The sequence below is a fragment of the Streptomyces sp. Ncost-T10-10d genome (genome assembly GCF_900091955.1).
GTDB lineage: Bacteria > Actinomycetota > Actinomycetes > Streptomycetales > Streptomycetaceae > Streptomyces.
Map to the genome: position 1 here is coordinate 92,187 of NZ_FMDF01000100.1, position 19,685 is coordinate 111,871.

The 19,685-nt window shown below is 70.0% G+C and carries 22 protein-coding genes and 1 pseudogene; 10 read left to right on the top strand and 13 right to left on the bottom strand.

Features of this window, described 5'->3' with window-relative positions:
* Positions 1 to 101: 101 nt before the first annotated feature.
* The 4 genes from GA0115254_RS15595 to GA0115254_RS15610 all read right to left on the bottom strand — a co-directional run bounded on the left by GA0115254_RS15595 (position 102) and on the right by GA0115254_RS15610 (position 2,706).
* Complete coding sequence (locus GA0115254_RS15595) at positions 102 to 506, bottom strand: PPOX class F420-dependent oxidoreductase (protein WP_093895880.1); 405 nt, start codon at positions 504 to 506, stop codon at positions 102 to 104.
* Positions 507 to 651: 145 nt separating this feature from the next.
* Positions 652 to 1,155 carry a 2-C-methyl-D-erythritol 2,4-cyclodiphosphate synthase gene (gene ispF, locus GA0115254_RS15600; RefSeq protein WP_093895881.1) on the bottom strand — a complete coding sequence of 168 codons (504 nt, stop codon included), beginning with the start codon at positions 1,153 to 1,155 and terminating at the stop codon, positions 652 to 654.
* The gene (gene ispD / locus GA0115254_RS15605) at positions 1,145 to 1,891 is read right to left on the bottom strand and encodes a 2-C-methyl-D-erythritol 4-phosphate cytidylyltransferase (protein WP_093895882.1); all 747 of its coding nucleotides are present in this window, start codon (positions 1,889 to 1,891) and stop codon (positions 1,145 to 1,147) included. The genes ispF and ispD overlap by 11 nt, the downstream gene beginning before the upstream one ends.
* A 332-nt stretch (positions 1,892 to 2,223) precedes the next feature.
* Positions 2,224 to 2,706, bottom strand: a complete 483-nt coding sequence (locus tag GA0115254_RS15610; protein ID WP_006380568.1) for a CarD family transcriptional regulator — start codon at positions 2,704 to 2,706, stop codon at positions 2,224 to 2,226.
* Between the two features lie 619 nt (positions 2,707 to 3,325).
* Here GA0115254_RS15610 and GA0115254_RS15620 point away from each other — a divergent pair.
* Positions 3,326 to 3,988 (top strand): copper chaperone PCu(A)C domain-containing protein, encoded by a 663-nt coding sequence (locus GA0115254_RS15620; RefSeq protein ID WP_093895884.1) that lies wholly within the window; start codon positions 3,326 to 3,328, stop codon positions 3,986 to 3,988.
* Positions 3,989 to 4,063: 75 nt separating this feature from the next.
* Here the strand turns inward: GA0115254_RS15620 and GA0115254_RS15625 are convergent, their stop codons facing one another.
* Both GA0115254_RS15625 and GA0115254_RS15630 read right to left on the bottom strand, forming a co-directional pair.
* The gene (locus GA0115254_RS15625; RefSeq protein WP_003968183.1) at positions 4,064 to 4,744 is read right to left on the bottom strand and encodes a two-component system response regulator PhoP; all 681 of its coding nucleotides are present in this window, start codon (positions 4,742 to 4,744) and stop codon (positions 4,064 to 4,066) included.
* The gene (locus GA0115254_RS15630) at positions 4,741 to 6,015 is read right to left on the bottom strand and encodes a two-component system sensor histidine kinase PhoR (RefSeq protein WP_093895885.1); all 1,275 of its coding nucleotides are present in this window, start codon (positions 6,013 to 6,015) and stop codon (positions 4,741 to 4,743) included. Before GA0115254_RS15630 ends, GA0115254_RS15625 begins: the two co-directional genes overlap by 4 nt.
* Before the next feature lie 197 nt (positions 6,016 to 6,212).
* Between GA0115254_RS15630 and phoU the strand changes: the two genes are divergently transcribed.
* Together phoU and GA0115254_RS44490 are read left to right on the top strand one after the other, a co-directional pair.
* Positions 6,213 to 6,890, top strand: coding sequence for a phosphate signaling complex protein PhoU (gene phoU, locus GA0115254_RS15635; protein WP_093895886.1), 678 nt, complete (start codon positions 6,213 to 6,215; stop codon positions 6,888 to 6,890).
* Between the two features lie 171 nt (positions 6,891 to 7,061).
* A complete protein-coding gene (locus GA0115254_RS44490; protein ID WP_176740139.1) occupies positions 7,062 to 7,211 on the top strand; it encodes a hypothetical protein in 150 nt (49 codons plus the stop codon).
* Between the two features lie 107 nt (positions 7,212 to 7,318).
* Here GA0115254_RS44490 and GA0115254_RS15640 read toward each other — a convergent pair whose 3' ends face one another.
* Positions 7,319 to 8,665, bottom strand: a complete 1,347-nt coding sequence (locus tag GA0115254_RS15640; RefSeq protein ID WP_093895887.1) for an MDR family MFS transporter — start codon at positions 8,663 to 8,665, stop codon at positions 7,319 to 7,321.
* Positions 8,666 to 8,870: 205 nt separating this feature from the next.
* Between GA0115254_RS15640 and GA0115254_RS15645 the strand changes: the two genes are divergently transcribed.
* Positions 8,871 to 9,632: a phosphoglyceromutase gene (locus GA0115254_RS15645; RefSeq protein ID WP_093895888.1), complete on the top strand. Its 762-nt coding sequence runs from the start codon at positions 8,871 to 8,873 to the stop codon at positions 9,630 to 9,632.
* Positions 9,633 to 10,149: 517 nt separating this feature from the next.
* Here GA0115254_RS15645 and GA0115254_RS15655 read toward each other — a convergent pair.
* Positions 10,150 to 10,350: a hypothetical protein gene (locus GA0115254_RS15655; RefSeq protein WP_093895890.1), complete on the bottom strand. Its 201-nt coding sequence runs from the start codon at positions 10,348 to 10,350 to the stop codon at positions 10,150 to 10,152.
* Positions 10,351 to 10,727: 377 nt separating this feature from the next.
* Positions 10,728 to 10,832, bottom strand: a pseudogene (locus GA0115254_RS46085) (integrase); the annotation flags it as partial.
* A 167-nt stretch (positions 10,833 to 10,999) separates the two neighbouring features.
* Here GA0115254_RS46085 and GA0115254_RS15660 point away from each other — a divergent pair.
* The 3 genes from GA0115254_RS15660 to GA0115254_RS15670 are packed head-to-tail and all read left to right on the top strand — an operon-like array spanning position 11,000 to position 14,052.
* Positions 11,000 to 11,515: a PadR family transcriptional regulator gene (locus GA0115254_RS15660; protein WP_093895891.1), complete on the top strand. Its 516-nt coding sequence runs from the start codon at positions 11,000 to 11,002 to the stop codon at positions 11,513 to 11,515.
* The gene (locus tag GA0115254_RS15665; RefSeq protein WP_093895892.1) at positions 11,512 to 12,258 is read left to right on the top strand and encodes an ABC transporter ATP-binding protein; all 747 of its coding nucleotides are present in this window, start codon (positions 11,512 to 11,514) and stop codon (positions 12,256 to 12,258) included. The genes GA0115254_RS15660 and GA0115254_RS15665 overlap by 4 nt, the downstream gene beginning before the upstream one ends.
* Positions 12,259 to 12,261: 3 nt before the next feature.
* Positions 12,262 to 14,052, top strand: a complete 1,791-nt coding sequence (locus GA0115254_RS15670) for an ABC transporter permease (RefSeq protein ID WP_093895893.1) — start codon at positions 12,262 to 12,264, stop codon at positions 14,050 to 14,052.
* Positions 14,053 to 14,307: 255 nt separating this feature from the next.
* On the opposite strand, the gene GA0115254_RS15675 is transcribed toward GA0115254_RS15670, so the two are convergent.
* Positions 14,308 to 14,748: a hypothetical protein gene (locus GA0115254_RS15675; protein ID WP_141720836.1), complete on the bottom strand. Its 441-nt coding sequence runs from the start codon at positions 14,746 to 14,748 to the stop codon at positions 14,308 to 14,310.
* Between the two features lie 86 nt (positions 14,749 to 14,834).
* Positions 14,835 to 15,536: an AAA family ATPase gene (locus tag GA0115254_RS15680; protein WP_176740140.1), complete on the bottom strand. Its 702-nt coding sequence runs from the start codon at positions 15,534 to 15,536 to the stop codon at positions 14,835 to 14,837.
* Between the two features lie 135 nt (positions 15,537 to 15,671).
* Between GA0115254_RS15680 and GA0115254_RS15685 the strand changes: the two genes are divergently transcribed.
* Both GA0115254_RS15685 and GA0115254_RS15690 read left to right on the top strand, forming a co-directional pair.
* A complete protein-coding gene (locus tag GA0115254_RS15685) occupies positions 15,672 to 15,920 on the top strand; it encodes a hypothetical protein (protein ID WP_093895895.1) in 249 nt (82 codons plus the stop codon).
* Complete coding sequence (locus GA0115254_RS15690) at positions 15,917 to 16,159, top strand: hypothetical protein (protein ID WP_093895896.1); 243 nt, start codon at positions 15,917 to 15,919, stop codon at positions 16,157 to 16,159. Before GA0115254_RS15685 ends, GA0115254_RS15690 begins: the two co-directional genes overlap by 4 nt.
* A 49-nt stretch (positions 16,160 to 16,208) precedes the next feature.
* Here the strand turns inward: GA0115254_RS15690 and GA0115254_RS15695 are convergent, their stop codons facing one another.
* Entirely contained in the window at positions 16,209 to 16,997 is a 789-nt protein-coding gene (locus tag GA0115254_RS15695; RefSeq protein WP_093895897.1) for a hypothetical protein, read from the bottom strand.
* Positions 16,998 to 17,177: 180 nt separating this feature from the next.
* Here GA0115254_RS15695 and GA0115254_RS15700 point away from each other — a divergent pair, with 180 nt between their 5' ends.
* Positions 17,178 to 18,200 carry a phosphotransferase family protein gene (locus GA0115254_RS15700; RefSeq protein ID WP_093895898.1) on the top strand — a complete coding sequence of 341 codons (1,023 nt, stop codon included), beginning with the start codon at positions 17,178 to 17,180 and terminating at the stop codon, positions 18,198 to 18,200.
* Between the two features lie 19 nt (positions 18,201 to 18,219).
* On the opposite strand, the gene GA0115254_RS15705 is transcribed toward GA0115254_RS15700, so the two are convergent.
* The coding region (locus GA0115254_RS15705; RefSeq protein WP_093895899.1) for a glycosyl hydrolase family 28-related protein at positions 18,220 to 19,685 on the bottom strand (1,466 nt) is incomplete at its 5' end.

Here is a 19,685-nt window from a genome sequence, read left to right on the forward strand (position 1 = left end):
GGGCGCGCACCAGTGCCCCGCGACCCCTTGGGGATCGCGGGGAAAAGTTTGTGCCGGCCGGGCACCCTCCTAGGAGCCGGTGAACCTTTCCGGTCGCAGCACTAGATGCGTCCGACGACCTTTCGCGGGGTGATCCGGACGACCACGCGCTCGTCGTCGGCACCGGACTCGGGGTTGAACTCCGCGTACTTCTTGCCGGTGTACTTCACCGACAGCTCGTCGATGAGCTCCTGGCCGCCCTCGGTGGTGAGCGTGGCGGTGCCGCGGATCTCGGCGTACGTGTACGGCGCGTCGAAGGGCTGCACGACGACGGAGACCCGCGGGTCGCGGCTCAGGTTCTGCTCCTTGCGGCGGCCGACCGTCGTGGAGATGAGCAGATCGTCGCCGTCGCGCTTCACCCAGACCGGGGAGACCTGGGGGCTGCCGTCGGGCTGGACGGTGGCGACGGTGACGAAGACGGGCGTGTCGAGAAGCGCCTTCAGTTCTGCGGAGAGTGCGGCGGTCATGGCGTACGTCCTCCAAGTGGGGTCGATGGTGCCTCTACCCGTACCCCAACCCCGCATCGCCGCCCCCGCTTCCCGTTCCTGCATTCGTGCACGCCGGGAGGCACGGGGACCGGCGCGAGGGCCCCGCCCCCACCCACCGGACAGATCAGCCCGCGCGGTAGACCAGCGCGGTCGCGATCCCCGCGAGCCCCTCGGCCCGCCCGGTGAAGCCGAGCCCGTCGGAGGTGGCGGCGGAAAGCGAGACGGGCGCCCCCACGGCGGCCGACAGCACCTTCTGCGCCTCGTCGCGCCGCTTGCCGATCTTCGGCCGTACGCCGACCACCTGAACGGCGACATTGCCGATCTCGAAGCCCTCGGCCCGTACGATCCGCGCCGCCTCGGTCAACAGGGTGACCCCGGCGGCGCCGGACCACTCGGGCCGCCCCGTGCCGAAGTGCTGCCCGAGGTCGCCGAGCCCGGCGGCCGAGAAGAGCGCGTTGCACGCGGCGTGCGCGACGACATCGGCGTCGGAGTGCCCCGCCAGGCCGGGCCCCTCGCCCTCCCACAGCAGTCCCGCGCACCACAGCTCGCGGCCCTCTTCGAAGGCGTGGATGTCCGTACCGATCCCGACGAGCGGGATCACGGGCCCGGTCCGTTCCTCAGAAGCCATCGTTCGCCCTCCTGCGTGCGAGTACCGCCTCGGCCAGCACCAGATCCAGCGGCCGGGTCACCTTGAACGCCTCTTCGTGACCGGGTACGACCACGACGGGCGCCCCGAGCTGCTCCACCATGCCCGCGTCGTCCGTGGCGCCCTCGCCGCCGACGGCGACCGTCTTGTGCGCGCGTACGAGCGTGTCGCGGTCGAAGCCCTGCGGAGTCTGTACGGCGCGCAGCCTGGCCCGTACGGGTGTGCCGAGGACCGGCTCCGGCTCCCCCGGCGGGCCGGGCTCGACCTCCTTGACGGTGTCGGCGAGCGGCAGCGCGGGGACGACGGCGGGCGCCCCGTCCCGTACCGCCTCGATCACCGCGTCGACGGTGTCGACGGGCACCAGCGGGCGCGCCGCGTCGTGGACGAGGACGACACAGACGCCCTCGGGCAGGGCGTCGAGACCGAGCCGCACCGACTCCTGCCGCGTCTCGCCGCCGGGCACGACGAGGTAGTCGGTGCGCTCGGGCAGGGCGTGCTCGTCGAGCAGGTTCTTGACCTCGGCGGCGCCGTCCGGCGGCGCGACGACGACGACCAGGGACACGGAACGGGACGCCGCCATGGCCCGTACCGCATGGATGAGCATGGGCGTCCCGCCCAGCGCGCGGAGCGCCTTGGGGGCGCCCGGGCCGAGCCGTACGCCGCGGCCGGCCGCGGGAATCACGGCGGCGGTGCGGTACGGACGCGATTGATCAGACATCGGTTGCACTCCGAAGCTTCGGCATGTTTGTTTCCACAGCCGACATGGGTATGGCCACAAGCGAGCCGGGCGCCATGCCATGACTCGACCGGGCCCTTTCCGTGACACCCGGTCGAAGTCGGACAAGCCGCACCGGCCGCTCGGGATCGGCTACACAAGATCGCGAGCAACGTATCGGGGGGATCGCCGATGAAGCCAACGCATCGGTGAGTCAGAACGTAATCCAGACACGCCGTGGCCGAATCCGGACATGCCGCAGCGCCCGACGACATACCGTGAATACGGTTGTCAGCGGGCACCGCGGCACATTTTTACGACCGGCACAAGCCGATTCAGGACGCGAGTACCTCGTCGAGCAGAGCCTCGGCCTTGTCTTCGTTCGTGTTCTCCGCGAGAGCGAGCTCACTCACCAGAATCTGGCGAGCCTTGGCGAGCATGCGCTTCTCACCTGCGGAGAGTCCACGCTCGCGCTCACGACGCCACAGGTCGCGAACGACTTCGGCGACCTTGATGACATCGCCGGACGCGAGCTTCTCCAGATTTGCCTTGTAGCGCCGGGACCAGTTCGTCGGCTCTTCGGCATACGGTGCACGCAGCACCTCGAAGACCCGGTCCAGCCCCTCCTGCCCGACCACGTCGCGCACACCCACGAACTCCGCATTGTCCGCCGGCACACGAACCGTCAAGTCGCCCTGGGCGACCTTGAGCACCAAGTAGGTCTTGTCCACGCCTTTGATCTGGCGAGTTTCGATAGCCTCGATCAGCGCGGCCCCGTGATGGGGATAGACCACGGTGTCGCCAACCTTGAACGTCATGTGACAGGTACCCCTTCCGTGGCTATCAAGGGTAACACGAGAACAGCTTCTCCTGAATGGCGTTTTCGCAGGTCAGGGCATATCTCGGGGCTTGACAACAGCAACACGAACGTGCTGCGGAAGGCTCACGGGGGACGGTATTCGCAGGTCGGAGCGGCTGTACGGGCGAGGTGAAACGCGCACGTTACACACATCCGAACCCCTCTCCAAAGTGGTCGAACGTCCCGTTTTGCCGGATTCCGGATGATGAACTTTCCGTACTCTGTTCGAGCATCGATCACCCGTACGGATGTAAGTGTGGTGGATCAATGGAATTGATCAGCCTCCGATGTGATCGGTTATGTGCGCGGAATGCGCCACGCTCCATGAATTGATCACCGGCGATATGTGAACGGCGCGTGTCGACCTGTTTCGGGATGCGCCGGTCCGCAAACCTCGGGCGGGTGCGGACACCGAACGGCACCGGCCCCGGGAAGTGCCGATGCGCGAAGGGGCGGGTCGGGTGCGGGGCGGGACGGGCGGCTCGGTAGCCTAAGGCCGCTGACACACCCTTAGGGCGGCTTTACGTCGCCCGCCCCTCCCCGTCCGCAGTCCGAACGTTCAAGGAGTTGCCGCCGCCGTGAGCCGCAGCCTTCGACACGGCGCCCTCGCCGCCACAGCCATCGTGTTCTCGATCGCCTCGCTCGCCGCGTGCGGTGCGGGCAATGACGCCGCGACGCTCAAGGTCAGGCCGGACAGTGCTGCCACCACCTCCGGTGACATCAGCATCCAGAACGCCAACGTCATCACCCAGCCCGAGCGCAACGCCGAGGGCCCGGCCGTCGTCTCCGCGACGCTGTTCAACAGCGGCACCAAGCAGCAGACCCTGGACTCCGTCACCCTGCCGGGCACGAGCGTCGCGGTGAAGCTGCACGCCGCCAAGGGCGCCGGACCGGTCGTGGTCCCGGCCGGCGGCAGGGTGGTTCTCGGCGGCGACGGCAATGCGTCCGCCGTGATCGAGAACGGCCGCGAAGCCGCGCAGGCCGGCAATGTGCAGCCCGTCGTCTTCAAGTTCAGCTCGACCGGTGAGATCTCGCTCGGCGCGTTCGTGGTGCCGGCCACCAGCTACTTCCAGGGCTTCGGCCCGAGCTCGCTGCCGGTGGCGCCGGCGCAGTCGCCCGCGACCTCCACCACGCCGTCCGGTACCACTTCGCCGGCCGCGGGCGCCCCGGGCACGTCGGAGTCCGACAGCGACACGGTCGCCCCGAGCGACTCCGCGTCCGCCTCGGCGCAGACCGGCTGACCGTACGCAGGTACGCGGACGGCGGAGGGCGCTCCCCCGAGAGGAAGCGCCCTCCGCCGTCGCATACGGGCCGGCTTACGGCTCGAACTTGTACCCCAGGCCCCGCACCGTCACCAGGTAGCGCGGTGCACCCGGGTCGGGCTCGATCTTGGCGCGCAGACGCTTGACGTGGACGTCGAGGGTCTTGGTGTCGCCCACGTAGTCCGCGCCCCACACCCGGTCGATCAGCTGCATGCGGGTCAGGACCCGGCCCGCGTTGCGCAGCAGCATCTCCAGCAGGTCGAACTCCTTGAGCGGGAGGTCGACCTTGCCGCCGGAGACCGTGACGACGTGGCGGTCCACGTCCATCCGGACCGGGCCCGCCTCCAGCGCGGCCGGCGTGACCTCCTCCGGCTCGCCGCGGCGGCGCAGCACCGCGCGGATGCGGGCGACGAGTTCCCGCGAGGAGAACGGCTTGGTGACGTAGTCGTCGGCCCCTATTTCCAGGCCGACGACCTTGTCGATCTCGCTGTCCTTGGCCGTGACCATGATCACGGGGACGTTGGAACGGCTGCGCAGCTGACGGCAGACCTCCGTACCGGGCAGGCCCGGCAGCATCAGGTCGAGCAGCACGAGGTCGGCGCCGTTGCGCTCGAACTCGTCAAGGCCGTCCGGGCCCGTGGCCGCGATGGCGACCTCGAAGCCCTCCTTGCGGAGCATGTAGGACAGGGCGTCGCTGAAGGATTCCTCATCCTCGACGACAAGCACTCGGGTCACGGAAGGACCTCCGGGGCAGGGAATGGTTCAAGGGTGTCGGGGTGAGCTGGTCCGTAATGGGCCTCGTCGCCGTTGACGATGAGCGGTCCGCCCGAGCTGCGGTCCCGTTCCCGTACGGCGCCCGCTTCGGGCAGCCGCAGGGTGAAGGTGGAGCCCTGGCCCTCCGAGCTCCAGACCGTGACCTCCCCGCCGTGCGAGGCGGCCACGTGCTTGACGATGGCGAGGCCGAGGCCGGTGCCACCGGTGGCCCTTGAGCGGGCCGGGTCGACGCGGTAGAAGCGTTCGAAGACTCGCTCGCGGTCCTTCTCCGAGATACCGATGCCCTGGTCGGTCACGGCTATCTCGATCTGGTCCCCGCCGGGTACGGACAGTCGCCTGGCGGCGATGCCCACTCGGGTACGGGCGGGGCTGTAGTTGACGGCGTTCTCGACGAGGTTGCCGAGCGCCGCTGCGAGCTGGCCGCGGTTGCCCCAGATACGGAGCTCCGCGGTGCCGCCCGCTGCCATGGTGATCTGCTTCGAGCCGGCCTGCTGGCGGCAGCGGTCGATGGCCTCGGCCACCAGCTCGTCCACCCGGACCGGCTCGGCGTCCTCCAGCGGGTCGTCGTTCTGCACCCGGGAGAGGTCGATGATCTCCTGGACGAGGTTGGTCAGCCGGGTCGCCTCGATCTGCATCCGCCCCGCGAACCGCTCCACCGCCTCCGGGTCGTCGGAAGCGTCCAACACGGCCTCGGAGAGCAGCGAGAGCGCGCCGACCGGGGTCTTGAGCTCATGGCTGACGTTGGCGACGAAGTCGCGCCGTACCGCTTCTATGCGGCGGGCCTCGGTGAGGTCCTCGACCAGCAGGAGCACCAGACGGGAGCCCAGCGGGGCGACCCGGGCGGAGACCGCGAGGGCCTCGCCGCGGCCCGTACCGCGCCTGGGGAGGTCCAGTTCGACCTGCCGTATCTCACCGTCCCGGCGGGTGTCCCTGGCCATGGTCAGCATCGCGTCGACGGCGAGCCGCCCGCCCCTGACCAGGCCCAGCGCGTAGGCGGCGGAGCTGGCCTTGACCACGCTGTCGCTCTCGTCGAGCACGACCGCGGAGGAGCTGAGCACGGACAGGACCGTGTCCACTCCGGGGGGCAGGGGGGCATTGCTGTCGGGCCGCAGGGAGGTTCGAGTCGGCTTCTTCTGGTCGCGCTCGCTCCAGCGGAACGCCAGCATGGCGATCACGCCGGTACACGCACCGCCGATCGCCGCAGCTGCGGCGACTGCCGCGTTCACGTCCATACGTCAAGGTTATGCGGGTCCGGGAGGACTCTCCCAGCCATCCGAGTGCGGATCCGAACACTCGTCGCCCAGAGTTCACCGAGGAGCAAGGGTTGGTTCACTTGGGCGGCCGGAAGCCGACGCGTACGCCACCCATGGTGGCAGCGTGGGGTTCATAACCTGGCCCCGGCCTTAGTGAGGACTGGAGAGGGACTTCCATGCGTGACGCGTACCACGAGGAACTCGACTCGATCGGCGAGGGACTGGTCGAGATGGCCCGGCTCGTCGGGTCGGCGATCGGCCGGGCGACGACGTCCATGCTCGATGCCGATCTCAAGCTCGCGGAGAGCGTGATCGCCGCGGACCAGAAGGTCGACGACCTCCAGCACGACCTGGAGGCGCGGGCCATCGCCCTGCTCGCGCGCCAGCAGCCCGTGGCGACCGATCTGCGGATCGTGGTCACCTCGCTGCGAATGAGCGCCGACCTGGAGCGCTCGGGCGACCTCGCCCAGCATGTCGCCAAGCTGGCCCGGCTGCGGTTCCCGGAATCGGCGGTACCGCACGACCTGCACGCCACCATCCTGGAGATGGGGCAGCTGGCGCAGCGCCTGATGGCCAAGGCGGCCGAGGTGATCATCACCAAGGACGTCGATCTGGCGCTCCAGCTGGAGCAGGACGACGACGAGATGGACCTGCTGCACCGCACGCTGTTCCAGCACCTGATGGACGACCGCTGGAAGCACGGCATCGAGACGGCCGTCGACGTGACGCTGCTGGGCCGCTACTACGAGCGCTTCGCCGACCACGCGGTGTCGGTCGCCAAGCGCGTGGTCTACCTGGTGACGGGCGAGCACGCCGACGAGATCCAGCAGCAGACACCGGTGGAGGGCGCGTAGCGGCGTACGCCGTCGTGTCCCGTCGCACATGTGTCTCTGCGCGTGTGCGCCGTTGATGCGCCCGCCCGGTTGGGCATGCAATGGGGTGGGGCGGCACGCCTTGTCCGTACGCCCCGGTCGTACGCGCGTCGTCGTGGCGTACGGCCCTGTCGTGCGCAATGAGGAGGAACCATGGCCGATTCCCCCATGACCGACCCCCAGCAGGAGGCACCCGGTGAAGTGGTGCACCTGACCGTGCTCGGCGCCTGCGGCTGCGGCTCGGGCTGCGGATGCGGATGCCAGTCCGGGGCCCCGTGCCAGTGCGGTGGCTGCTGCGGCTGACCGGCCGGCCTGCACGGAGCCGGAAAGGCGCCCCGCGCGGAGCGGACTGCTCCGCGCGGGGCGCCCTCCGTGTGCCGATGCGATGTCGGGCGGCGTCCGCGCGTCTCCTAGACGGCAGGCCCCCGCCCGGCATCGGCGTCGGCCCCGGGACCGACCGGGACGGCATCCCCCGCATCCCGGCCGCTTCCCGGCACCGTCCGGCCGCTCTCCGCCACCCGGCTGCCCTCGGGGGCCGCACCGTCCTCCCCCGGCAGATTCCGCATCAGCAGCCAGTACCCGAGCGCGGCCCCGGTGCCCAGCACCGCACACGTCCCCCACAGCCACTGCGCCCCGAACCGGTCGATCACCACACCCGACATCAGCGGTGCGACCAGCGCCGCCGCGGACCAGGACATCGTGTACATGCCCTGGTAGCGGCCCCGGCCCTGAGCGGGCGAGAGCCGGACCACCAGACCGGTCTGGACGGGCGAGTTGACGATCTCGGCGACCGTCCAGACGCAGATGGTCAGCGCGTACACGGCGACCGAACCGGCGAACGCGGTGAGCCCGAATCCGTAGCCCGCCAGCAGCGACGAGACGATGAGCAGCCGGCGCGGATCGCGGTGCTGGATGAAGCGGGTGACCGGGATCTGGAGCACCACGATCAGCACACCGTTGACGGCGACGGCGGTGCCGAAGTCGGAGCTGGAGAACCCGTCCGTCCCCATGGCCACCGGCAGCCCCACGTACCCCTGCTGGAAGATCAGGGCGATGACGAAGGACAGCCCGACGACGCTCATGAACCGCCCGTCGCGCAGCACGGTGGAGAGCCGGACCTCGTCGGCGCCGGTGACCGCATGGCCGGTCGGCGCCGCCTTCTCCGGCCGTGACTCGGGCACCTTCATGAAGACGACGAAGGCGCAGACGAGCGTCATCGCGGCCTCGCCGAGGAACCCGGCGAGGTAGCTGTACTCGGCGACGAACCCGGCCCCGGCCGAGGAGACGGCGAAGCCGAGATTGATCGCCCAGTAGTTGAGCGAGAAGGCCCGCACCCGGTCCTCGGGCCGGACGATGTCGGCCATCATGGCCTGCACGGCGGGCCGCGAGGCGTTGCTGGCCATGCCGACGACGAAGGCGACGGCCGCGATCGCCACCGGATGGACCATGAACCCGAGCACGGCCACGGACACGGCGGTCGAGGTCTGCGCGATGAGCATGGTGGGCCGGCGGCCCAGCCGGTCGGTCATCACCCCCGCCCCGAGCGAGGAGACGACCCCGCCGAGCCCGTGCAGCGCGGCGACCAGACCGGCGTACGAGGCGGAGTAGCCCCGGTCGAGGGTCAGGTAGAGCGCCATGAAGGTGGCGACGAACGCCCCGAGGCGGTTGACCAGCGTGCTGGTCCACAGCCACCAGAACTCCCTGGGGAGACCGGACACGGATTCGCGTGCGGCCCGTCTGAGACCGGCGACAGACATACGGAATCCCCCCAGGGAAGTACGGAACGAACATCGACGGTAAGAGGCCCGTCGGCAATCCGAACATTACGAATCCCGGATTCCGGTCCGCCAGTCAATTGACGCCTGCCGTCAATCGTCACGCCCCCGGCCCCTCACCCGCCCCGCCTGTCCGCCCTGTGACCGGCCGCGCAGCGCCCGTACGGCTTCGATTACGCTCGGGCCCATGGCCGACGCACCGTACAAGCTGATCCTCCTCCGCCACGGCGAGAGCGAATGGAACGCGAAGAACCTGTTCACCGGTTGGGTGGACGTCAACCTCACGGAGAAGGGCGAGAAGGAGGCAGTCCGCGGCGGTGAGCTGCTCAAGGACGCCGGCCTGCTCCCCGATGTCCTGCACACCTCCCTCCAGAAGCGCGCCATCCGCACCGCGCAGCTCGCGCTGGAATCCGCGGACCGCCACTGGATCCCCGTCCACCGCTCCTGGCGGCTGAACGAGCGCCACTACGGCGCCCTGCAGGGCAAGGACAAGGCGCAGACGCTCGCCGAGTTCGGCGAGGAGCAGTTCATGCTCTGGCGCCGCTCGTACGACACCCCGCCGCCCGCCCTCGAGGACGGCACCGAGTTCTCCCAGAGCGACGACGCGCGTTACGCGACGATCCCGCCGGAGCTGCGCCCGCGCACCGAGTGCCTCAAGGACGTCGTCGTCCGCATGCTGCCGTACTGGTACGACGGCATCGTCCCGGACCTCCTGGCCGGCCGCACGGTCCTGGTCGCCGCCCACGGCAACAGCCTCCGCGCCCTGGTCAAGCACCTCGACGGCATCTCCGACGCCGACATCGCGGGCCTGAACATCCCGACCGGCATCCCGCTCTCCTACGAGCTGGACGCCGACTTCCGCCCGATCAAGCCGGGCGGCACGTACCTCGACCCGGACGCGGCGAAGGCCGCCATCGAGGCCGTGAAGAACCAGGGCAAGAAGAAGTAAGAAAAGTGATCATGCCCCCGACCTGCGCGTACGGCGTGGGGCGGGGGCATTTTCACGGCCTGGGCCCACTGTGGGACCTCAGCGCGGCGAATCTTGCGGCGGCCGAAGTGCCTGCCCGAGTGCTTTCCGCACGCCGGGCGCGGCGAGTTCGTCGGCGGCCGTCTCGACTTGGAACAGGCGCTCGTCATGGGCGAGCGCGCCCTCGAAGGCGAGCGCCAGTCCGTCCCTTCGCTCATCATGACGAGCCGGGAGCCGGCAGCCGAGATGAGGAACCGATACGCGGCCGAGCCTGCCGCTCAGGACTACCTCGCTCGAAGGTGCGGCCTACGGCCGCGCAAACCTTGGCAGCTCGCTGCGCTCGCGCGCGACGGCGTTCGGGAGCTCCCGCCCGCCGCGTGCTTCCGGGCCGACTCGGACCTGGCGTGCCCGACGGGTCGGTACAGTCCCTGCGACTCTCCCGGCTACGCTCGCGCGGGAGCGCCCCGCGGCGCGTGGCTGCGGGGCGCCTTGTGGGGCTTTAGTCGACCCTCTGCCCGTCGTGCATACCGCCCTTGCAGAGGTTGTCCGCCAGATCGGGCATTCCGCCGCCCTGCTTGCATTCAGAAGGGGTGACGTAAGACGCGGCACCCTGTGCGGTGGCGGTGGCAGCGCCTGTGAGGCCCAGTCCGGCGAGGGCTGCCGTGGCGATGACGGCGGCGAGGATTCGTCGAATGCGCATGTGGTTCCCCTTTCACGGATTGCCTCGGTCGGGGCACTAGCCAGCTTGATCTCCACCCATGTGGGTGGCACGTCATATTGCGCCATTCGGGTCACAGCGTTGTCGGGTGCGGGGGCAGTGACGCGACCCGTCGGACAAGCGACGCGACAAGCCACTAGCGGCTCAGGGCGCCAAACCCGGGACCTCCGAGGACGACCGACAACGACAGACGACGACCACCAACGACCGCCCGATCGCAGGTCAGTTGGGGCCAGGTGGATCAAATTTGATGACGCCATCCGTCGAGTCCATGGATCCCCTCCCCGAAGTGACCAGGTCCGAGCATCCTGCCGGACCACCTGCGGCTCCCGCGGTTCGGGGTGCAGACGCTTCGAACAGACGTCAGACACGGCTCTGCCGGTCCGCTCCCGGCTGGAGGGCATGAGGTGCGCGTGGACGCGGAGCGTCAGGCCAGGGTCCGAGTGGCCGAGGTACTCGGCTGAGGATCTTCGAAAATCCCCGGGCTCGCTCCAGTCCCACTTGGTTGCCGGCTTCATCGATGAGGCAGACAGAGCGTTGCGCCTGGACGGTGAGCTGCTGCTCCTCGGAGCCGGTTGACGCAGCAGGGGATAACCGTTAGACATAGCCGCCAGTTGCGGAGAGGCAAGGGATGCAGGACGCGTTGCTGGCGATGCTGACCAAGGAGCCGACCCACGGATATGCGCTGCGTGCCCGGCTGCAGGCGGCGCTGGGGCCGCTGGGTGCGGCGATGAATCCGGGCCAGGTGTACGTCACGCTGTCGAGGCTGGAAAAGGCCGGCCTTGTGGCATGCACGGATGCCGAGGGGCCGGCAGACCGGAAGGTCTACGAGGCCACAGCCGCCGGCCGGGAACGCGTAGCGCGGTGGCTCGCCGAGGCGGGGTGGCCGAAGCCGGATCTGGCCGGGTTCCACCTGAAGCTCGTCGCCGCCGCGGCCAGTGGTCTGGCTGATCCGGTGGATCTCGTGGCTGTGCAGCGCCGGGAGTTGATGCGCCGGCTGCGTGACGCTCAGCGGGCGGGGGTGGACGGGCCCGGCGATCAGATGTCCGCGTTGCTGCTGGAGGGCGTCGTGCTGCGGCTGGAGGCGGATCTGCGCTGGTTGGAGGCGTGCGAGCGGACGTGGCGTGGGAACAGGGAGGACGCATGACCGGGGAATCGAGCGGCGCTTTGCTGCTGCAGGCGCGCAGGGTGTCCAGGGAGCATGGCGAGGCCGAAAGCCTGGTGCGGGCGGTCGACGACGTCGATCTGGAGGTCCGCGTGGGCCAGAGCGTGGCCGTGATGGGCCCGAGCGGCTGCGGTAAGTCCACACTGCTGAACCTTCTCGGCGGCATGGACCGTCCGACCCTCGGGGAGATCTGGCTGGCCGGACACCGCCTGGACGTGCTCGGCGAACGGGTCCTGGCGCGACTGCGCCGTCGGCACGTCGGCTTCGTCTTCCAATCGTTCCATCTCGTGGACGAGCTGTCCGCCTTGGAGAACGTGGAGTTCCCAGCGCTGCTCGCCGGATGCGGACGCCGCCGGGCCCGCCGCCGGGCCGTCGAGCTGCTGGAACAGGTGGGGTTGGGCGACCGGGCGAGCCACCTGCCGTCGGCGCTGTCCGGGGGACAGCGCCAGCGGGTCGCGATCGCACGGGCGCTCGCCAACACGCCGTCGCTCGTCCTGGCCGACGAGCCGACCGGCAATCTGGACAGCATGGCGACGCGTGAGGTGCTCCGCCTCTTCGAGGAGCTGCGCCTTGCCGGGCAGACGCTGGTGATGGTCACGCACGATCCGAGGATCGCCGCCACCGCCGACCGGCTGATCACCATGCACGACGGAGCCTTCGTCGACGACACCACCTTCGCGGAAGCCCGGACGCCGGCCGCTTCGTTGATCGACCTGGAGGGGTGACCGATGGGCCGCCTCACCCTGATAGCCCGCCTCGCCCTGCGCGGCCTGCGCCGCCACCTGCTTCGGTCCGTGACTCTGCTCCTGGCCGTGACCACCGCCTGCGGCGCCATGGCGCTCGGGATGATGCTGCGCGACGCGGCGGCACAGTCCTACGCGCAGATCCGGGCCGCGACCAACGGACCGGACGTGATGGCCATGCCGATCAGCACCGGTGACACCGCCCGGAACGACCTGGCTCCGCTGTTCGGCATGCCGGGGGTCGTCACGCACAGCGGGCCCTACCCCGTCGCCTTCCCCATGGTCCAGGCGCACGGGCTGACCGTGCAGGCCGTCGTGGCGGGACGCACCACGGCACCGGACGTCATCGACCACCCGCAGCTGACCCAAGGCAGCTGGGTGCGTCCCGGAGGAGCGGTGGTCGAACGCGCCTTCGCCCTCGCCCTCGGACTACACACCGGAGACCACCTCACCGTCGCCGGGCGGACCTTCACGGTCACCGGCATCGCCCTCACCGCCGCCGCCGAGCCCTACCCGGGCGCCCAGTGGTCCCCTCAGGGAGGCGGCCCCTCCCTCAACGCCGGCCTGCTCTGGCTCACCCAGGCCGACCTGCGCAGCCTCGCCTCACCCCGGCTGCCGCTGTCCTACACAGCGAACCTGAAGCTGGCCGAGCCGCAGGACGCCGAGTCGTTCGTGAACTCCCCGGCCGTGCAGGCCGTCCAGGCGAACGTGCGCACCTGGCAGGACCTCGCCCGGAACGACCGGCGCGGCTTACGGATCGTGCACGAGGCCGTCACGGTCGGCAGTTGGCTCCTGATCAGCCTCGCCCTCGCCGGGGCGAGCGCTCTGGTCGCGGGCCGCATGGCCGAACAGACCCGCAGGGTCGGGCTGTTCAAGGCGGTCGGCGCCACCCCCGGCCTGGTAGCCGCGGTGATGTTGACCGAGTACCTGGCCCTGGCCCTGGCCGCGGGCGCGGCCGGCCTGGCCCTGGGGTGCCTGCTCGCGCCCGCGCTCACCGACCCCGGCGCCAGGCTGCTCGACATGGCATTCGCCGCCCCCTCGGCAGGCACCGTCACGGCCGTCGCCGTCACCGCGCTCGCGATCTCCGCCGGCGCGACGATCGGTCCCGCCTGGCGGGCCGCCCGCACCACCACTGCCCACGGGCTCGCCGATCCGGCCCGCGCACCTGGGCAGTACTCCGCGCTCGGCCGCCACGCCGCCTGGCTGCCCATCCCGCTCATGCTCGGACTGCGCCTCGCCGCCCGCCGACCACGCCGTGCCCTCCTCACCGCGGCGGGCACCTTCACCGTCACCACCGGACTCTTCGCGGCATTGACGTTCCAGGCCCAGCCGCCGTTCCGGCTCGACCTGGGCGCATCCACCCTGCCCGACCCGAGCGATGTACTGACCAACCACATCGTTCAGGGCGTCATCGTCGCCCTGAACGTACTGGCCGTGGTCAGCGCCGCCGCCACCGCCTGGAACGCCGCCCTCGACGCACGACGCCCCCTGGCCGTCGCCCGCACGCTGGGCGCCACTCCGGGGCAGGTCACCACCGGATTGATCTCAGCCCAGTTGCTGCCGGCCCTGCCCGCGGCCGCGATCGGCGTTCCGGCCGGCATGGGCCTGTGCGCGCTCCTGCAGGCCGGTCCCGATGCCCTGATCCTGCCCTCCTCCGGGCAGACCGTCGGCATGGTCGCCGCGACGCTGCTCGGTCTCGCAGCGCTGACCACGGCCCCAGCCTGGCTCAGCGCCCGCCAACCCGTCCACAAGGCACTGCACAGCGAACAGAGCTGACGCCTCCCGCACCGCCCATACGCCGAACAACTCATCCACAGGCGGGGAAGCAGCAGGCTCAGCCGTGGGCCGACGGGCGAACTGTCCTGCTGTATCTGTCCAGGAGCGAAGCACGAGCCTGCCAGACCTGGGGCAAGAAGAAGCAGGTCTGCTCGGTCGAGCCCCCTGCCTGCGGTTCCTCCGCAGGCAGGGGGCTCGTTGCCGCACTGGGCGTTTCAAGACCTCTGCCCGCCGCCCGGCGAGTCGTCGGCCCGGTTATCGGTCGCAGGAAATCTCAGCCAGCCATTCCGGTGCGTAGCACTTGACGAACGACCACTTCTGGTCCGAGTACTGGTCGTCCGTGCTGTCGGTGTACATCTCAAGCCTGCCCTGCGGCGTCAAGCGGTAGTACTCGCGGATCAAGTCTCCTTCCGTGGTGGGATGGGTCACCTTCAGTTCTGCGCTCTCACCGCTCTTGAGGGCTCGCCGGAGGCAGACGATTTCCCGCACTGCCTGCTTCTGCATTTCCTCACCCTGATCCAGGCGCACCTCGCCACAACGCGAAAACTCGGTTCTGGACTCCCAGCGTTCCTTGACCGGATCGTTCACCATGCCGCAACCGGCAGCCAGCAAGGACATGGCCGCTACCGCGACGAGCCGCACGCGGACCGAATCACCTGCCGCACAGCGGTGGTTGTCGCTTTTCTCACCTGTCACGCCCCGCCCCCTTCCGGCCGTTGGACGCGGCTCCGGAGAAACCGGTTCCGTGCCCGTGCGTGCCGGATCCGTGCCGGACCGAGCGGTCAGCCACGGTCGATCGGGGTGTGTGGCGACGCAGAGACCGCCGGCAGATCCGGTGCCCCTGTAGGCCAGTTGAACTGATATGACAGCTCCCGCTCCGCTCCCTGCGCACCCAACGCCCGTCCGATGCGCGCCGCCAGCGTGTCCCACGGGCGGCAGGCGACCACCGGCAGAGCGTGCAGGCGGGCCTGGTCGCCGAGCCACCGCGAGTACTCCGCGCTGACCTGCGCCCGATGCCGCTGTTCTCCGCTGTCGGGCTCCCGGGAGGCGTAGTTGGCGGCGATCCGGTCCGGGTCCGCCTCGTGCAGGAACACCGCCCGCACGAGGCGGCCCGCCGCCCGGCCCTCGTGTATCGCCGCCGCAGCGGCGGCCGGGGTGAGGTAGTCGCCCTCGATCACGGCAGGGACGTCGACGGTCAGGCGGTTGCGTACGACTCCCGACACCGCGGGCTCCAGGGCCCTGGCGGTGGCGATCTGGAGGTCCAGCACCTGCTCCGTGGCGAGTTGCGCGATGTCGGGGATGTCATCGAAGTGGTGGAGGGCGGGGTGGTGTTCAGCCGCCGTCATGGCCTCGACGGCACTCACTACGTCGTCGAACTCGACCACGAAACCCTTGGCCGCAGCCGCCAGTTGCGCGGCGACCCGGCTCTTGCCGACGCCCGACGCCCCACCGAGAAGCAATATGTCCCACGATGTTCCTGTCACGGGGCGAACGTATCGCGTGGGCTCCGCGTCGGCCGTGCGCCCTGGCGCTACCGTGGCGCGAGCACCGGCCCGCGCATGGGCGGAGCCGACCGGGCGGGCCGTGCGAAGAGAGCAAGGAGAGCGGGGAGAGCAATCATGGGCGAGCCCCTGAAGACCTACGTCGGCGGTGCCGAAGTCGACGTGCCCAACAGCATTCCGGACATCCGGGCCACCCTGCCCGAAGAGAGACGTGAGGAGTTCGACCGCGCCATCAACGACGCCGGTGTGAGCGAGATCCAGGCGGTCATGCGGCACTGGATGCTGGAGGCCGTACCCGATCCGGAGGCCGAGAAGATCCTGGACCGGCTGGCGCAGGACGAGGCCGAGAGGCGGACCGTCGCTTGAGCTTCCGCATCTCCTACGCCCCGCCGGCCGACGACACCCTGGCCAAGATGCGTGGCAGCGAGGTCTTCCGGGACGAGATGGCGCGCACCCTGGGCCTCGACCCGTACGGGCACGGGTCATCGGCCGTCAAGAGCGAGCACGACCGCCGCGAGGCGACGGTCGCCGGGGCGATCGTGCTCTATTACGTCTCCGGGTCCGTCCTGATCGTCACCGTGGTGAGGCTCGTCCCACTGCCCTGAACCATCACCGAACCGAGGGGATGTCCCGGGGCGAGCCCCACCCGGCCCCTTACGCCAGCTTCGCGGCCTGGGCCTCGACCACCGCGGTCGGCAGCTCGAAGTCCTCGCCCCCGCCCATCGCGGCCAGGTTCATCGAGGAGAACGAGGCGAACGAGGGGCCCTGACGCATGGCCACGAGCTTGAACTGGACCTTCTCGCCGCCCTGCTCCACCTGCACCGTCCAGGCGGCCGCGTCCTCCCCGCCCTTGACCTGCTCCTCGGTGATCTTGCTGACCTTCTGCTTCTCACCGGCGGCCGTGAAGTCGAACCCGCCCGCGCAGTCGGTGGCGGCGGTGCGCAGCGAGGCGACCGACTCCTCCGCGCCCTTGCCGTCGTACGAGCCGAGGGCCAGCTGCGTCGTCGTGATGTCGAACGCCGCCTTGAACGCGTCTTCGGCATCCGCGCCGTCCTGCTCGTCCATGCTGCCCTTCTTGGGCTCGCTGACGACCGTCCGCTTGGTGAACGCCGCGGGCTCACCGACCTGCGCCCCCATCAGCGCGTCGGCGAACGGGGCGCAGACCTCCTTCTCGACCTTGATGTCGTCGACGGAGATCACGTCCTTGGCCGCGGCCTTGGCGATCTTGTGCCCCTTGACGTCGCCCTGGGCCAGCGCCGCCTTCTCCAGCTCGGCGGCGGTCAGCTCCTTGGCGGCCGGCTTCGCGGCCGCGGACTCCTTGCCCTTGGCATCCGCCCCCTTGTCACCGGAACCGGAGTCCGATCCGCCGCAGGCGGTGGCGAGCAGGGCCAGGGACACCGCGGTGGCGGCAACAGCAGTACGGCGTATGGCGGTGGATCGCATGGTCCGGTCCGTCTCTCTGAGCTGGGCGTTCGGGTTTTGCTCACTCTATGAGCGACAGATGGTTTGACGATCAATCAATCGGGGCACGGGATCTGATCGTGATGGCGCCGTGATCATCCTGTGAAAGCGCTGTCTCGCCGCAAGCCGGATGGAACACCGACACAGAGGGCAATTCATCCCATGCAGCCAGATGACACAACTGCGCACGTTCTCCGGTCCGTTGGCGTGACAGAGGACCGTATCGCCGCAGTGGCGCCCCTCGCCGGAGGCACGTTCAACGCCGTCACCCGGGTGACCCTCACCGACGGCAGCGACTGGGTGGTGAAGACACCGCCGCCCACGACCGAGGGAACCCTGATGAGTTACGAGCGCGATCTGCTGGCCAACGAGGTCGAGTTCTACACCTGCGCGGGCGAGTCGGCGGCAGTCCCCCGCGTCCTGCACAGCGAACTCGATCCGGACGCCCCGACCGGCCCGTACGTGATCATGTCGGCCTGCCCGGGTCGGCCCTGGTACGACATCGCCGGGGCCGCGGGCGATCGCGTCCTGTCCGACGCCGAGGAGCGTCGGCTCAGGAACGAACTGGGGCGCACCGTCGCCCGGTTGCACTCCGTCACGGGCTCCGGCGGATTCGGCTATCCGGCCCGGGCGTTGGGCCCGTTGGCCCCGACCTGGCGGCAGGCGTTCACGACGATGACGGACGCCGTACTCGCCGACGCGGACACCTACCGTGCCCGGCTGCCGCGCCCTGCAGTCGGTATCCGCGCGCTGATCGCCGCCGCCTCGCCCGTACTCGACGACGTCACCCGGCCCGCCCTGGTCCACTTCGACCTCTGGCCGGGCAACCTGCTCGTCGACGGGGAGCCCGGCGCGCGCACCATCGGCGGGATCATCGACGGTGAGCGGATGTTCTGGGGCGACCCGGTCGCCGACTTCGTATCGCTCGCCCTGTTCGCGGACATGGAGGAGGACGAGGACTTCCTCGCCGGGTACGGGAGCGGGCGCGGGCAGCCGTTGGTCTTCGACGCGTCCGTGCGGCTGCGGCTCGCGCTCTATCGCTGCTACCTCTACCTGATCATGCTGGTGGAGACCGTTCCGCGCCGCGTTCCCCAGGAGCACCTCGATCGGGTGTGGAAGGAAGTCGGTCCGCAGCTCGAATCGGCACTGGCCGACGTGGAAGCGGCACTGCGGGCACGGGACTGACCGCAGCGCCGTCTCCCCCTCAGCCGGCCAGCGCCCGCTGTGCCTCGTGGAGGTTCGGCGGCCACACCGCCTCCGGTGCGCCGTACGCCTCCAGCCGGGTGTGCAGATCGCCGGTGAAGTCGGGGACATCGATCTGGTCGAACTCCGTCACCTCGCTGACGCCGACCGTCGCGCTGTACGGGGCCAGCCCGTCGATCCGCATCAGGCCGGCCCGCCCGTTGGTGACCCGGATGTTCCAGTGCGTGAAGCGGGCGCCGAAGAGCGGCCCCGCGCTCGCGTCGCCGCCGTGACGCCCGTTGTTGTTCACGGTGATGTCGGTGCGGACGTTGGCGAACGGCATGCCCCGGTGGGAGTCGAACGTCCCCATCTCCATCACGCCGCGAGACCAGACGTTGTGGCTGGACAGGCCCTCGACGTTGATGCCGTGCAGCTGCGTTCCGGCGGGCGCCGGGACGGTCCGCCGAGCGATGGTGAAGTCCTCGATGAGGTTGTCGTGCGAGCCCTCGCGGCAGTAGTACGGGTGATGGGAGCCGCGGCCCTCGACCCGTGTGCGGCGCAGGGTGCAGGCGGACGCGCCGATCAGCCCGAAGCCGTTGTCGACATGGCGGACGGTGATGTCGTCGGCCCAGCAGTCGTACGCGCACTGGAACGCGACCCCGTTGTAGCCCTTGTCGAGCAGATGCTGCGACTGCGGGGTCTCGACCGCTTCGAGCGTGAGACCCTCGACGCCGGAGCCGGTGAGCGGGGCGGCGAGAGTGGTCAGGCGCGGGTCCCACTCGGGACGGATGTCGAGCGGAAGCGGGCGCTCCAGCGTGACCCTGCGGCCGTGGACGGAGGCGACCCGAACCGGCCACTCGTAGGGGATGTACGAGGTCAGCTTGGTCTTGTCGTCCCAGTAGTACGCCTCGGGGCCGGGGCCGCCGCCCGCCATGTGCTCCAGGAGCGTGTGGTCGGCGTCGTCGGCGAGGCGGAGCAGTACGAGTGCGCCGCGCTCCAGGTTCTTCGTGGACTCGACGGTGATGGACCGGGCGCCTCGGACGGCGGGGGCGACGGTGGTCAGGGTCTGCCACGCGTCGCGCCTGTTGCCGGTCCAGCCCTCGAAAGGCCAGGACTTGGCCTTGATCGCGTCGGTGAGCGAGGCCCAACGGTCCTTCGGGCAGAGCCAGATGAGGCCGCCGGCCCACGACCAGCTGGACTTGTCGCCGCCGTAGCGGCTGCCGTACACACCGATCAGCTCGGTGAGGCTCTTGGTCGCGTACAGCTTGGTGCGGCCGCTGCCCGCACCGCGCACCACCACATTGCTGTGGCCGATCCGGATGATGTCGTCGATGCGGTACGTGCCTGCGGGGATGAGCACCGTGCCACCGCCACGCTCTCCGGCAGCGGCGATGGCACGGTTGATCGCGGGGGCGGCGTCGGCCGAGTTGTCCGGCTTCGCGCCGTAGTGCAGGACGTCGGCGACGAAACCGCGGCCTGTACGGCGGG